Source organism: Erythrobacter sp. JB1-4 (genome assembly GCF_057365025.1).
In genome coordinates this window covers 130,860-145,163 of record NZ_CP200292.1, presented here as the reverse complement: position 1 = coordinate 145,163, position 14,304 = coordinate 130,860, and the positions used below count along the sequence as shown (strand labels likewise).

At 58.0% G+C, this 14,304-nt stretch carries 15 protein-coding genes; 13 read left to right on the top strand and 2 right to left on the bottom strand.

The genetic code is table 11. The features are described from left to right. Positions 1 to 882, bottom strand: coding sequence for a LysR family transcriptional regulator (locus tag AC0V61_RS00735; protein WP_486155341.1), 882 nt, complete (start codon positions 880 to 882; stop codon positions 1 to 3). 64 nt (positions 883 to 946) lie between these two features. On the opposite strand from AC0V61_RS00735, the gene AC0V61_RS00730 reads away from it, so the two are divergent. The 13 genes from AC0V61_RS00730 to AC0V61_RS00670 all read left to right on the top strand — a co-directional run bounded on the left by AC0V61_RS00730 (position 947) and on the right by AC0V61_RS00670 (position 12,944). Beyond that, entirely contained in the window at positions 947 to 1,474 is a 528-nt protein-coding gene (locus tag AC0V61_RS00730) for a hypothetical protein (protein WP_486155340.1), read from the top strand. Between the two features lie 38 nt (positions 1,475 to 1,512). Beyond that, complete coding sequence (locus tag AC0V61_RS00725) at positions 1,513 to 2,016, top strand: hypothetical protein (RefSeq protein WP_486155339.1); 504 nt, start codon at positions 1,513 to 1,515, stop codon at positions 2,014 to 2,016. Next, positions 2,013 to 2,579 carry a hypothetical protein gene (locus AC0V61_RS00720; RefSeq protein ID WP_486155338.1) on the top strand — a complete coding sequence of 189 codons (567 nt, stop codon included), beginning with the start codon at positions 2,013 to 2,015 and terminating at the stop codon, positions 2,577 to 2,579. Before AC0V61_RS00725 ends, AC0V61_RS00720 begins: the two co-directional genes overlap by 4 nt. A gap of 150 nt (positions 2,580 to 2,729) precedes the next feature. Then, entirely contained in the window at positions 2,730 to 3,398 is a 669-nt protein-coding gene (locus AC0V61_RS00715; protein ID WP_486155337.1) for a TylF/MycF/NovP-related O-methyltransferase, read from the top strand. Between the two features lie 189 nt (positions 3,399 to 3,587). Next, positions 3,588 to 5,102, top strand: a complete 1,515-nt coding sequence (locus AC0V61_RS00710; RefSeq protein ID WP_486155336.1) for a SulP family inorganic anion transporter — start codon at positions 3,588 to 3,590, stop codon at positions 5,100 to 5,102. Between the two features lie 319 nt (positions 5,103 to 5,421). Beyond that, complete coding sequence (locus tag AC0V61_RS00705; RefSeq protein WP_486155334.1) at positions 5,422 to 6,042, top strand: DsbA family protein; 621 nt, start codon at positions 5,422 to 5,424, stop codon at positions 6,040 to 6,042. A gap of 11 nt (positions 6,043 to 6,053) precedes the next feature. Next, entirely contained in the window at positions 6,054 to 7,133 is a 1,080-nt protein-coding gene (locus AC0V61_RS00700) for a phosphotransferase family protein (protein ID WP_486155333.1), read from the top strand. Further along, positions 7,130 to 8,227, top strand: a complete 1,098-nt coding sequence (locus tag AC0V61_RS00695; protein ID WP_486155332.1) for an Rv3169 family protein — start codon at positions 7,130 to 7,132, stop codon at positions 8,225 to 8,227. The genes AC0V61_RS00700 and AC0V61_RS00695 overlap by 4 nt, the downstream gene beginning before the upstream one ends. Before the next feature lie 167 nt (positions 8,228 to 8,394). Beyond that, positions 8,395 to 10,362, top strand: a complete 1,968-nt coding sequence (locus tag AC0V61_RS00690) for a hypothetical protein (RefSeq protein ID WP_486155331.1) — start codon at positions 8,395 to 8,397, stop codon at positions 10,360 to 10,362. Positions 10,363 to 10,635: 273 nt separating this feature from the next. Then, positions 10,636 to 11,037, top strand: coding sequence for a Co2+/Mg2+ efflux protein ApaG (gene apaG, locus AC0V61_RS00685; protein WP_486155330.1), 402 nt, complete (start codon positions 10,636 to 10,638; stop codon positions 11,035 to 11,037). A gap of 99 nt (positions 11,038 to 11,136) precedes the next feature. After that, positions 11,137 to 11,928 carry a LysR family transcriptional regulator gene (locus AC0V61_RS00680; protein ID WP_486155329.1) on the top strand — a complete coding sequence of 264 codons (792 nt, stop codon included), beginning with the start codon at positions 11,137 to 11,139 and terminating at the stop codon, positions 11,926 to 11,928. Next, positions 11,921 to 12,448, top strand: coding sequence for a GNAT family N-acetyltransferase (locus AC0V61_RS00675; protein WP_486155328.1), 528 nt, complete (start codon positions 11,921 to 11,923; stop codon positions 12,446 to 12,448). The genes AC0V61_RS00680 and AC0V61_RS00675 overlap by 8 nt, the downstream gene beginning before the upstream one ends. Positions 12,449 to 12,476: 28 nt before the next feature. Next, entirely contained in the window at positions 12,477 to 12,944 is a 468-nt protein-coding gene (locus tag AC0V61_RS00670; RefSeq protein ID WP_486155327.1) for an acyltransferase, read from the top strand. 21 nt (positions 12,945 to 12,965) lie between these two features. On the opposite strand, the gene AC0V61_RS00665 is transcribed toward AC0V61_RS00670, so the two are convergent. Beyond that, positions 12,966 to 13,619, bottom strand: a complete 654-nt coding sequence (locus AC0V61_RS00665; RefSeq protein WP_486155326.1) for a hypothetical protein — start codon at positions 13,617 to 13,619, stop codon at positions 12,966 to 12,968. Between the last annotated feature and the right edge of the window lie 685 nt (positions 13,620 to 14,304).

Below are 14,304 nucleotides of genomic sequence, written 5' to 3'. Positions count from 1 at the left end.
TCACACAGCGGCATCAGGGGCGCTTTCGCGAAGGCTTTCGACCACCTCTTGCGCCAGCTCGGCATCCATATCTTCGCGCCAGCACACATAGGCGGGAAATTCAAAGCTGAGGGCGTTCTCAATCGCTGACAGCTCTCCGCTTTGCAGCAGCGGCGCGACCAAATACTCCGGCATATAACCCGCTTTACCATTGGCGATGAGCCATCTGGCCGAGCGTTGACCAAGGTCGAGGACAAGGCCGGTTTCGGGCTTGATACCAAGGCGTGATGCAATCTCAAGGCCAAGCGAACGGCCCCAATCCACGCGGACAAAATCGGTTTTCCACCTGTCGGGGGCGCCAGCGGTGACGAGGATCAGCCTGTCTTCAAACAAACGCTCAGCGCCAATATCGCGGCGAAACACCGGGTCATGCACCACGATCATGTCCAAAACGCCCTCAGCCAAATCGCGGTTGAGCCTGGCCCACGCACCCGCTGTTACCCGCAACGCCAAGTCCGGCACCGCCTCGCGCACGTCATCGAGCCACCCTAAAAGCAGGCGGTCCCACAAGAAATACTGGCCCCCAAATGACAGCGAACGCTCAAATCGGTCAGGCAGGGAAACCTCATGGCGAGCAACCTCCCATGCGCGCACCGCTTGACGTGCTGGGCCCATGAATTTTTCGCCTGCAGGGGTGAGCTGACAGCCTCGCTTGTCTCGAATGAAGAGCTTTGTGCCAAGCCGATATTCGAGCTGTTTGATCCGTTCCGTCACGCTCGAGGGGCTCGCATTCACCCGTTGCGCCGCACCGGAAAAGCTTCCTGTGGCAGCCGCTGCGAGGAAGGTTTGAAATGTCGCAATATCCATTTCAATTTCGATAACCCGAAATGAAAATTCAGACAATCGCGTTTCTCAAAATATTAAATCGGCTCTATTCGCCTTCTCAACAGATTGAAGGAGATACCCAATGAAGACTTTTGTAATCGCAACCGGACTTGCTCTTGCCTCGCTCGCAGCGCCTCAGGTCGCTGTTGCTCAAGACAGCCAAGCTTCTGCTGACATCATTGTATCGGGTGAGTTCCAGCAGAATTGGGACCGTGGCAATCGCCTTGAGGCCGAAGGCCTAAGCGACCTGCAAAAAGCACAGCGCGACCTTGTGAAATACAGCGCTGCTGTCGTGAATGCACAGGACCTGCGCGACACTTCGCTTAGCCGTGCTGAAAATGCACAAGAGGCGTTTGAAAACCTGACCGCGCGTCCATTTGCTGGCGATGTTGAAGATGCCGGTGAATGGGTAAAACAGGCCCAAGAGCACGCATCAGATTGGGAAAAGTTCTCAAAGCGCAGCGAAAAGGGCGAACGTGACCTTGTGAAGGCCCAGCGTCGCCAGAGCAGTGCACAAGGCGCGGTCGATCAGGCAGAGGCCAAAATCGAAGAGGGCCGTGCTCTTAAAGCCGAAGCGCAGCGTGCAAGCGAGCGCCAAGCGCGTCTTTGATTGCGCAGGCAGCTTTAAGGGAAGAGAGGAGTGAAGAGATGACGTTGGAAACCAGCACCATGAAACCGCAGATGAAACCGCAGATGAACTCGGTTGCGCAAAGGCCCGCAAAGCAAGGCGGCGCGGTTGATCATATTGCAGCGGTCACTGCGATGTTTGTTGCAGGACTTGGTTTCACCCAGCTCTTTGCGCCTCTTCTTGTGTGGCCGATGACCGGGTTTGAAAGCGGTGTCGCAGCTCAAATTGTCGCCATGCAGTGGGCAATCTTTGGCGGCCTCCTCTTTATCGGCGGTCTTTTCAGAATTCGGGTGCTGACGATCTTTTCAGCGGAGTTTCTGATGCTGGTCGGACTGACCGGTCTTGCGGCAAACCTTCTTCAGCAAGGCGCGATGATCCCATTGATCGTACACGGCGCGATTGCCCTTGCAGGTCTCATCAATAGCGGCCTTGCAAGGCTTATCGATAAGGCTGAATTGAAGCGCGAATTGCGATTGATGCAGGCTGAAGCGGCACAGGTTGACAGGAAGGAGCAAGCGGCATGAGGCGACACATCGGACTAATCGCGATCGGGGCGGCAGTGTCCTTGGTCGCGGCCACCACCGCGCATGCGCAAAGCGGCGCAAAGCGGGACAGCATCGGGGAGGATGCGGTCGATGCTGTGACCCAGCCGCTTAGCGATCTGAACCTTCGCACAAAGGATATTCCGCTTATCCTGACGCTGGCTCAACAAGAACCCTATAACCTCACCGAGGTCGAGGGTTGCGAGGCAGTGCGAAATGAAATCGCTCGGCTTGATAGCGTGCTTGGCCCGGACGCGAATGAACCCGCTGAGCGCAAAGGCCTGATCAATCGCGGGCTTAACGTTGGTGGCGATGTGCTGGGCGGAATGATCCCTTTTCGCGGTATTGTACGCCGGATTTCTGGCGCCCGCGCAGAGAAGAAGCGGTGGGAAGCTGCGATCTATGCAGGGGTTGCAAGGCGCAGTTTCCTAAAAGGGTATTTGGCAGGGCAAGCGTGTGAGGTTCCGGATGAACCGGATGAAGAGGCAGCCCAGCAAAGTGCGCGCGATATCCTTGGGATGGCACAGGACAATCAAGATCGTTGATGCGCTCGTCCAAGGTTTTGCAAGGGCTGGGCTCCTCCACACGGCCTCCCGCCGCAACGCGGTCTCTCGCCTTCTAGTGATCTCCCTTAAGTGACGTTTTGCGGCCAAGGCCTATGGTGAACGCTGAAAATTCAGCGGGCGACATGTGGCATGAGACGTTATCAGATCGATACGACATCGGATATCTATGAGGTTGAAAACACCTTTTATCTGCGCAGTGATCCTGCGCGCATGGCCAAGCTGTTGGCGCATTATGAGCTTTATCGAAAGATCATTGGCTTACCCGGAGCCGTGGTGGAGGCGGGCGTCTATAAGGGTGCCTCGCTGATGCGATTTGCCTGTTTTCGCAGCCTTCTTGAAACTCAAACAAGCCGATCAATCATTGGTTTTGATGCGTTTGGCAATTTTCCGCGAAGCGGTGTGGACGGGGCGAGTGATAAGGCGTTTATCGATGATTTCGAAGGGGCAGGCGGCCCGGGGATTGGCCGGCAGGGCCTCGAAAAGGCCTTAAAAGCGAAGGGTTATGGCAATATCGAGCTGATCGAGGGCGACATATTTGAGACCTTGCCTGTGTATATGGAGAAAAGACCAGAGACACGCATAGCGCTCTTGCACCTCGATATGGATGTGCTTGAACCCACCGACTTTGCACTTCAGCAATTGATGCCAAATATGGTTCGCGGTGGATTGGTGGTCTTTGACGACTATGGCGCGGTCGAAGGGGCAACGCGCGCGGCAGACACCATCGCAAAGGCGCTTGGCGCCAAGCTGCAAAAGCTGCCCTTTTACGCCGTTCCCACCTTCATTGAGGTGCCGTAAGGGCGAACCTGTTGCCGACCAGCTTACCCAGTATCTGGCGATGGCATATGGGCCGGGGATCGGCGGAACACAATTCCATTCCCACGGTTGTCCTTACTAACAATTGCTCTAAAGGAGCCGCAACTCTCCCGCAGCGTGGCCGTGTCTTGGCGTTGTGTCGCTCGGGATCAATTGGAAACAACTCATCTTATGACCCAAGCCCTCTCCTTTGGGGAAACCGTGCGCCGTGATTGGCTGGCACAGCCCCGCGCCGATATTCTTGCAGGGATCGTCGTCGCGCTTGCGCTGATCCCGGAGGCGATTGGCTTTGCTCTTATCGCAGGCGTTGATCCCAGCGTTGGCCTTTATGCCAGCGTTGCGATTGCGATGGTCATTGCCTTTACCGGCGGGCGTCCCGGTATGATCTCAGCGGCCACGGCGGCGGTCGCCGTTGTGGTTATCCCCTTGGTGCGTGATTACGGGGTCGAATACCTGTTTGCCGCAACCATTTTGATGGGCGTGTTTCAAGGCATCGCCGCGCTCTTGCGGCTGAATTTGCTGATGCAATTTGTGAGCCGAAGTGTGATCACAGGCTTCGTCAATGCGCTCGCGATCCTGATTTTCATGGCGCAGCTCCCGCAGCTTATCCCAGGCAATGAAGGCGTTGGCCCGTGGACCTGGGCGATGGTTTTGGCAGGCCTTGCGATCATTTATGGCTTTCCGCGTCTCACAAAGGTTGTGCCAAGCCCGCTTGTCGCGATTGTTTTGTTGACGGCAGCGACGGTGTATTGGGGCCTCCCGGTCAACAATGTCGCGGGCGAGGGCGAACTTCCAAGCGGCCTGCCTGTCTTCGCAATCCCCGATGTGCCGCTGACATGGGAGACGTTGCGGATCATTGCGCCTTACTCAGCGACCATGGCGGCGGTAGGCCTGCTTGAGAGTTTCCTCACAGCCCAAATCGTCGACGATATGACCCACACCGACAGCAACAAACAACGCGAAGGGGCAGGCCAAGGTGTCGCCAATATCGTTGCAGCGTTCTTTGGCGGCATGGGCGGCTGTGCGATGATCGGGCAATCGGTGATCAACGTGGCCTCTGGCGGGCGAGGGCGCTTGTCGACCTTTACCGCTGGTGCGTTTCTCTTGTTCTTGCTGACTGTTCTTGGGCCCTATGTCGGGCAAGTGCCAATGCCAGCACTCGTTGCCGTCATGATCATGGTGAGCATTGGGACGTTCAGTTGGAATTCCATCCCCAACCTTCGCCGCCACCCGCCAAGCAGTTCTATTGTCATGGTTGCAACGGTTGCCGTTGTGGTTTGGACGCATGACCTTGCGATGGGTGTGCTGATCGGTGTGCTGCTTTCGGGCATCTTCTTTGCGAATAAGGTCAAAGGGCTCTTCACCGTCGACCGTGTCCGCCGCCCCAACAGCGCGGTATATGCCGTCACGGGGGAGATTTTCTTTGCCAGCGTTGAGAAATTTGAAAGCCTGCTTGGCCCCGAAAGCCAATATGAAGACGCAGCGCACCATGTGGTGATCGACGTCTCCAAAGCGCACTTCTGGGATATCTCAGCCATCGGTGCGTTGGAAAAAGTAGTCGAACGTATGCGCCGCAATGGTCGGCACACGCGGGTTGTGGGGCTTAACGCGGCGAGCGCTGATTTGTTCGATAAATTCGCCCTTGAGGATCGCACGGGTCTTGAACTGGGCCTCGCGCCCCATTGATCCAAGCAAGGCTTAAGCAAAGAGCCGGAGCGCTCGCGCGTTGCGCAGCACCCCGGCTCCTAAGCACACCCACTCTTAAAGACAGGACATAAGAGCGGTCGGAACGACTATTCTAGGCGGTTAGCCGGTACCCCCTTCTGGCGGTACGGTTTCGCTATTGCAGTATCGTACTAAGGAATTCGCAGGGAATGGCCTTAACGCAGATTTAACTGCATTCGCGAGGCCGGACTTGATTGCGCGCATTCGTCTGTAAATCAGACTTGAAAAGCGATGCGATGTCTGCAAGCCCTGATGACAGACGATATTTGAGAGGAAACCCATGGCAAACCGCGTTGAGCTGATTTTCGATTTTGTGAGCCCCAATGCCTATCTGATCTGGGGTGCGCTTCGTGATGTGGTCGCGCGCACTGAAGCGGAGCTTGATGTGACGCCGGTGTTCCTTGGCGGGATGCACAAGCTGACCGGCAATGCCCCGCCGATGATCCGCAACAAGGATGTGAAGGGCAAGGTTGAGTACGACGTGCTCGAGATGCAGCGCTTTATCGCTAAGCACAATCTCACCAAGTATAAGCTTCACCCCCAATTCCCATTTAATTCCATCACCTTGCAGCGCATGCTTTATGCAGCCGATCAAGACGGGCGCGGGGTGCAATTTGTCGAAGGGATGCTCCCCGCTATCTGGGAAGAGGGTGTTGATATCACCGATCCTACAGCGATTGGCACAGCGGTTCAGGCGGCTGGATTTGATGCAAAAGACCTGTTTGAACGCAGCCAAAGCCAAGAGGTGAAAGACGGTCTTGTCGCCAACACTTCTGACGCGGTTGAGCGCGGCGCTTTTGGTATTCCGACAATGTATGTGGGGCCAAAAGGCGGCGATACCGAAATGTTCTTTGGCAAAGAACGCCTTGGCCAGATTGAAGAAGAGCTCGCGAAGGGTTAGCCTCCCTTTCCATGAGAGGATTTCCAACGCACCCTGATCAGGTCACCCCTGATTGGCTAAACGACCTGCTGGAAGGGTCAGACGCGCTTGAACAAGGCGCTGTTACCGCCGTTTCATGGGAGCCCATCGGCACAGGCCAAGTGGGCGACAGCGTGCGCTTTACGCTTACCCATGACAGCGGGGAAACCTCCACCCTTGCGGCCAAATTCGCCGCCGAGGATCAGACCAGCCGCGGCACTGCGACAATGATGCGGCTCTATGAAAAAGAGGTGCGTTTTTATGGCGAGATCGCGCCGCATTTGAGCGCAAGACTGCCCCGGACCTATGCCAGCGAAGTTTCCGACGATGGCAGTGAATTCATCCTCCTGTTCGAAGATTTAGGCCCAGCGCGCGGCGGCAATCAGATTGCAGGCTGCGATGTTTCCGATGCGCGTGAAGGTATAAAACAGGCCGCCGCCATCCACGCGCCAAGCTGGGGCCGCGCGGATTTGACGGGCAAGAATTGGCTGCATTTGCCCGATGCAATCACAAATCAGATCGCTGGCATGTACCTTCAGGCGCAAACGACATTCGCTGAGCGATACAGCGGGGTTCTTGAGCCCGAATATCTCGACCTTTGCGCCCGGTTTGCCCCCTATTACGATGCCCTGAGAGCGCATTTCAGAACCCCGCAATGTCTCGTCCATGGCGACTTTCGCCTCGACAATATGCTGTTTGATGTGAAGGGCGGGGCCGAGCCTATTGCTATCCTCGATTGGCAAACCGTCACCAGCGGCAAGGCTATGTCCGACATCGGCTATTTTATGGGTACGGGGATTGGCGACACATTGCGGCGCGCGCATGAAGATGAGCTTCTTGAGCTTTACCTATCGCAAATGGCGGCACGCGGGGTTGCCCTCACCCGCGAGGATATCTGGCAAGACTATCGGATCGGCGCGTTGACCGGCCTTGCCACCGGCGTATTCAGCGCTGCCTTTGTTGAGCGCACAAGCCGCGGCGATGCCAATTTCCTATCCATGGTGCGCGGGGCCTGCGCGCTCGCGCTGGAACATGGTTCTCTCGAAGCGCTGGAAGAGGCGAGCAGACAATGACCCTTTCATTCGGGGATGAATATCCCATCCACCAAACCCCCGACCCGATCGCCTTTGCGGGCACGGATCGCAATTTCTACGACCGCTATTTCTTCAACGGCTATGCGCCCGATGGCAGCGGCTTTTTTGCGCTCGCTTTCGGTGTCTATCCGCATCTCGATGTGGCCGACGCGCATTTCAGCTTTATCCGCGATGGCCAGCAATATTGCCTCCACGCTTCATGCGAGCTTGGGATGGAGCGTATGGCGATGCGTGTGGGGCCAATCAGCATTGAGGTTATCGAACCGCTTCAACGCCTTCATGTGACCATCGAGGAAACCGACGGCATTGCAGGCGAGTTTGAGTTCACCGGGCGCAGCTTCCCCATCGAAGAGCCGCGTTTCGTCCATCGCATCGGCCCGCGCGCTTTTATGGACTACACGCGGATGACGCAGAACGGCCACTTCACTGGCTGGATCAGCTTGGATGGCGCGCGCGAAGAGATGGCCAAAGGAACCATGGGCACACGCGACCGCAGCTGGGGCATCCGGCCCGTAGGCGCGCGCGATCCACAGCCCAATCCGGGGCACGAAGCGCTACAATTCTTCTGGCAGTGGACGCCGATCAATCTCGACTACGGCTCGCTCTTCTTCCACATCAACGCAGACGCCCATGGCAATGCCTGGAACACCCGCGCCGCCTTCGCGCCCGATGGAGCCAACGCCGGCGGCATTATCGAAGGCTCCGCAACCCTCTCCAGCCAAGCTCAGGCGGGCAGCCGCTGGCCAGCAGGCGGGGTGCTCTCCGCGATTAGTCCGCTCCTCAAAAGCTCAAAGGGCGCACCGCAAGAGCTGACCCTCGTGCCCATTGAGCGCTTTCAGATGAAGGGCCTTGGCTACACCCACCCTGTGTGGGGCCACGGCATCCACCACGGTCCGCTCAAAGTTGAGCGCGAGGAATACGACCTTGCCGCCATCGATCCTGCTGGGTTCGACAATCGCCATGTGCAACTGATCTGCCGCGTCGAGGATGCGGGCGGCAACGCTAGGGGCGTGGGCGTGTTCGAGCAGCTTATCCTTGGACCTTTCGCACCTCTTGGACTTGAGGGGATTTGAACGCCGCCAGCAGCTCTAAAGTCGGGTTTGCGGATTGTGCGTCAATAGCGGGCATTCTGCTTTGGAAGTGAGGGCGCACATAGACATTACGACCTGGCAAGCCGCTCATTTGCTCTTTGGGTGTTTACAGTTAAACATAAGTTGGCGGCTTTAGGGGGAACTGCGAATTGACGTCTCAATCAAGCCAGCACAGTGGCGCACCGCAAAAGCCGCGAGACGAAAAGCGTGGTATTCAATTGAAGCCGCTAAAGGGCCAGTGGCTGAAGGCCTACACGATCATCTGGATCGCGCTGGCCGCCGTCCTTTACCCGCTCGCCATCTATTACGAAACGAGCCGCTATGCCGACGTCGACCGGGTCAATCTGGTCGAAGCGGGCATTGGCGCAAACCTGTCCGATACGGGCGATGGACTTTCCGTCTTTCAGGTCGGCACCGATGAGGCTGTCGCGCAGGGGATCGAGCAGGACGACATCATCACCGCGATCAATGGCACGGAGCTTTCCGGCCTTTCCTATGCCGAGATGATGGAGGCATTCGACCGCACCGAGGAAGGCGGGACGGCCACTTTGGATTTCGAGGGCGCCGACGGTGTCAGCCAGTCGGCGACCCTGACCCGCTCGCAAGCCAACGGTGTCACGACGCTGGGCGGCATATTCACCCTACCCAACTACTACCGGTTGAACATCACGCTCAACTTTCTGGCCCAGATAGCCTTCATGGTGGTGGCGATCCTGATGTTCCGCCGACGACAGGAGGTCGTGCCGCAGTTTCTGGCCGCAGGCTTCCTGTTTATGGCCCTATTTCCGTTCGAAGCTTTCTTGCGCGATTATCTGCCGGCTTTTGTTGCCGTCTTGCGGGATTCGCTGCCGCTGATCTTGGTCTTGCTAGGCTTACTTATTTTTCCGAACGGGCGAACCCGCGGCCCTGCATCGCTGGTGATTGCGGCACTCATAGTCTTCTCTGCGACCCTGGGTGGGATCGCACAGCTTATGAACTGGCCGGGCTGGCTGACGCTTCCCGTTCCGATGATCTTGTTGATGGTGGCAGTCGAGATCGGGCTCAAATACCGGCGTGAGCAGGATCCCGCATCGCGTCAGCAATTCCGATGGGTGTTTCTGGGCTTCTCGGTCATGGCCTTCGGGATCATCCTCTCCGTACTTGTGCGACAGCTCGGCTATTTCATGGACAGCGCATTTCCCGGCGCGCAGCTCAATTGGGTCAGCGGCATTCTCTACATATTGCGCCAGGTTCTTGGGAATGGTGCGCCGCTTGCCATGCCGATTGGCATATTGATCGCGCTGCTGCGCTATCGCCTTTACGACGCTGATGTCGTGATGGGCCGGACGACGACCTATGTGCTGACCACTGTGTTTCTCGGCATCGGCTTTTTCATTGTTGAACGCGCGATCAACTTTGCAGGGCGCGCATATCTGGGGGACGATCTGGGGGCTATCTCCTATGGAATCGCGGCGGCGCTCGCCGCTGTATGCCTAGGGCCGATGCACGCCGCGCTGGTGCGTTGGTCGGACAGGCGCTTTCAGAAGAAGCTGGTGAGCCTGCGCGACGATTTGCCCGAGACGATGCGCGATATGCGCCACACGGCCACTCTTGATGATCTGCTTGACGCAGCATTGAAGCGCATTGTTCCGGCAGTCTATGCCAAGGGTGCGGCCATCCTTGACAGCGATGGGCGCACGGTCCTGAAAACGCACGAAGTGGATGCGCAGGCAGTGGCTGACTGGGCTGAAAACTGGGAACCTACGAGCGGTCCCAAGGGATTCTCTATCGCAAAAAATGATCCGATCTTCTTGTTCCGCATGCCGCTGAAAGCCAATGATGATGCCAATGAAGTTGTCGGATGGCTCCTAGTCACGCCGCGTCATGACGGTAGCCTGGTCAATCGCGATGAAAGGATTGTGCTTAAGGAACTTTCTGACCCGCTGGCGCGCGCTAAGACCATCATTAAGGAGCGAAGGGCAGAAAAAGCTGCGATCAACGAATTGATTGACAGGAAGGTCGGAGCGCTTTCGGATGAGCTGTCGGAGGTACACGCCAAGTTAGCCGAGACCGTTCGTTCACAGCGGATTGAGCGCTTAGCAATGCGCCGTAGACCCAAGAGCAAGAGGCTTACGTAAGCTCGGGAAAGAATGCGGCGGCTCAATGCCGTCTTCGGGGCCGCCATCCGAAAGTCCGCTTTCGGGGATCGAATTATACGAGATGTCCAGCCAACGTGGCGGGGCGCTTCGATGTGTGCCCATACCGGCCTCCTCCTTTCTCAGTAACACCGCCAATCCTGCAGCCGTTCCGTTTCCAGCAACAGCTATTTCCTCATTCATGGGATACTAAGGGGATTTTCTGCATTGATACTCTTGTGAGGCAGACAAGCGCACGTTAGCTTGAGAATCGATATGAAAGAACTCTTCCAACACGCAGCCACCACTGATGGTATTACCGTGCGCGTCGCGGTCAATTTTCTGCCGGAGCAATCACATCCGGAGGCGGGTAAGTGGTTCTGGGTCTATCATATTCGCATCGAGAACGGCTCTCACGAGGAAGTGAAGCTTTTGACCCGGCATTGGCGAATCACTGATGCGCGCGGCATGGTAAACCACGTCGATGGTGAAGGCGTTGTGGGTGAACAACCACTGCTTTCGCCGGGCCAAACCCATGATTACGTCTCCGGCTGCCCGCTCACGACGACACATGGGTCGATGGAAGGATTTTATACTTTCTCAAAGGCGGATGGCACCTCGATGGAAGTGCGCATCCCGTTCTTTCCACTCGCTGCGCCAGAAACCGCAGAACGCTGAGCGCGGACGGGCGTTGAAAAGCTTTTCCTAGGCAAACCAAACAAGGCGTTTCGTTCAGTCATCTTGCAGTAGATGCAATGGCGGCTTAAGCCGCGTCTTGTGAAACGCACTCATCTTCCTTTGAACGCCCTGCGCGTATACGATGCGGCGGCTCGGCACTTGTCCTTTACGCGGGCCGCTGACGAACTTGCCGTGACCCCTGCCGCCGTGGGTCAGCAGATCCGCGCCCTTGAAGATCACCTTGGCGTTGTGCTGTTCCGGCGCACGTCCAAAGGCTTAGAGCTGACACCTGAGGGTGAAGCTGGACTTGATCCCTTGCGTGAGGGGTTCTTGCGATTTGAAGAGAGCGTGTCGGCGATGCAAATGGGGCAGTCGAGTGACCGCTACACCATTGCTGCCCCGCGCGAATTTTATGCCTCGTGGTTGGCGCCTCGGATTGCTCCGTTTCAGGCGTCAACGCCGGGAGTGCAATACATCCTTGCACCTGATGAGGCGTCCGATTTTACCGAGGCGAATTTGGATTTGGCGATCCGCTTTATTGCGGGGCCGGGGGAGCTTCAGGGCGTGCAATTGGCTCCTGCTTTACAGGTGAGCGTGGCAGCTCCCGGTGCACGTGATGCATGGATTGATTGGCCTGAGGCTGGGCTCGACCCGGAAATCAGCGCTTGTGTGAAGACCAGCAGTGCTGGCCAGGCGATGAGTTCGGCGCTGGCCGGCATGGGCCGCACGGTGTTGCCGCTCGCATTGGTTGAGCGCGCCTTGGCCGATGGCCGGCTGGAAAAGCTGGATGAGCCGGTGGAGAGCAAGCGCGCCTATTGGCTGGTTGCGCCGGTGCCGCAGTGGCGCTCCAAAAAGGTGAAGGCGCTGGTTAAGTTCCTGACCGATGGTTGAAGTCCCAACGCTAAAGACCAACCGCTTTACCATGCGCTCATTGAAGCGCGGGGATGAGGCGGCGATGTTCCCGACAATGGCGGATGAAGAGCAGGCTCTGTACCTGACCCGGCCAAAGTTTGAGAGCGAAGAGGAGCTGTGGGGCTGGTTCGCGGACCCTGATTGGAATGGCCGCACTTGGATCGCTGAGGATGCTGATGGTGAAGTGGTTGGCCGCTTTGTCGCAGTACCCGGTCACGGTACGAATGACGGCAAGGGGCCGGTGTTCGAGATCGGCTATATCGTCGCAATGCACGCGCAAGGGCAGGGGATTGCGGGCGAGTGCGCGCAAGCGCTGATCGCTCAGCTTTGGTCTGAGGGCGCTCGCAAGCTCACCGCCGAAGTCGACACCCGCAACACTCCCTCGGTGCGCCTTCTCGAAAGCCTTGGCTTTACCCGCGAGGCGCATTTCCGCGAGCATGACGCAACACACATTGGCATGTGCGACGTCTATTGGTACGGCAAGCTGCGCGGCGAATAGGGCGCGCTTTAGGGGTCATCACACAAGAATGCTCGCGAAAATCCGCACCCAGCTTTACGTCGCCCGCCAAGGGATCACCCGCGCTTACCTGCGCCGCATCTGGGGCATGACCATCGGCGAGGGCGTGCGCATCTCGCGCAAGGCCAACCTCGACTACACCCACCCCAAGGGCGTTCACATCGGCGACTACACCATCGTGACGCCCGGTGTGCACATCTTCACCCACGATTTCGTCAAGCGCGAGCATGTCAGCACCTACATCGGCTCCAACTGCTTCCTTGGAGCGGGCGCGATCATCCTGCCCGGAGTAACCATCGGAGACCATTGCGTTATCGCGGCGGGAACTGTGGTTACGGCAGACGTGCCCGCGCGCAGCGTTGTTGCAGGCAATCCGGGCAAGATCCTCAAAAGCGATATCAAGACCGCGCGATACGGCATTATGGGGAACCTCCAGCCGCATGAACTGGCGGTTTTTGAGGGTGATGCGGAAAGCTGAAGCGCGCTGCAATCCCGCGCCTTAATCCCCTGAGGCCGGATCAGGCTCTCGCCCCAACTCTTCCAAAACCTCACGCCGAATAGCTTCATAGACGGGATGCCCCGCGTCAAGGTCGCTTACATCGACCCATTCGGCGCGGCGATGGCTGAGCACGAATGCCAGCATCGAATTGGCGCGCGTGTTGTAAAGCCCTTGCGCCATTGCGCGTTCAATCGCGCAATCCTCCAACCGCAAGATACCCCACCGCGCCGCCTCATCCCAGGCCTCGGCAAACCCTTGCGCCCCCGGCATTTTGCGCAGCTTATACAGCGCCTCCATCGACTTTCCGATGGCGAGCGCTGCGGAGGTCACGAGGCCTGTTGCCGCGAGATGCGCGACAAAGGCGCGCTGCAAATCCGGAGTGATCGAGTTCGCGCGCGGGCGTTTGTGGCGATAGGGCTCAAACTGAAGCAGCGGATCGTCAGGGTCCGGCGGCAAGCCGATATGCGCAACTGCCGAGGTCGCTTGGCGCTCTGTTGCCCTTGTGCAGATGGTGGGGTCGCCTGGAGATGGGCCGTGTGAAGGGCCATATGAGTGGTCATCGCGTTCGCGCTGTTCTTCTAGGTAGTCGGCAAAGGGCTCTGGCAGGTCTGCGGGGTCAAAGGGCTCGTCAAATGGGTCTTCGGGGCGGGGCATAGCGCGAGGGTATTGAACACAATCTCGGCGTGTAGGAAAATTGTTTGTGTGGAGGAGGAGGGAGTGTTTGTTTTATGCTCGCCCATCCGGGCGAGGGTGGGCTTCGCCCGTCTTCGACTCCCTCGCTAGACGGCCTGCGCATTTGCTTCCGCCCTGCTGCGGGCGGTCGCCCTTGCGGCGCTCCGCGCTGAACCAGCGCCAAGAAGTGCCCCTCCTCTTTAGGGGAGGGGCTAGGGGAGGGGCGGCGCGCGCTGAAGCATCCCCCTCCCGCTTGCGGGGAGTCGTAGAAGGCTCGTGGGGCCAGCGGTTAGCGGTGGGCGAGACAGACGCTGCAGGCGCGGCAAACCCTACATCGACCGTGAGAAGGCCCACCCCGCTGCGGCTAGGGAGCAAGCTCCCAAGTCCCACTGCCCCTCCCGCAGGCGGGAGGGGTGAAGAAGGGCGCAACATGGCTCCCCTCCCGCGTGCGGGAGGGGCTGGGGGTGGGCTGTTTCGTGACCTTGCGAGCCGACCGCAAGCGCGACCGCACGCCGGACGTTAGGCCGTAGCCAAGCGACGCGGATGCGTCGCGCCCGGCGCTTGAGGGCGAAAACAAACTAAGGACCGGGGGAGATTGCAGATTATTTGCGTGTAGGAAAATGCGGTGTTGACTTTAACTATTCGCAGACTTGTCTATCAGTTTGGT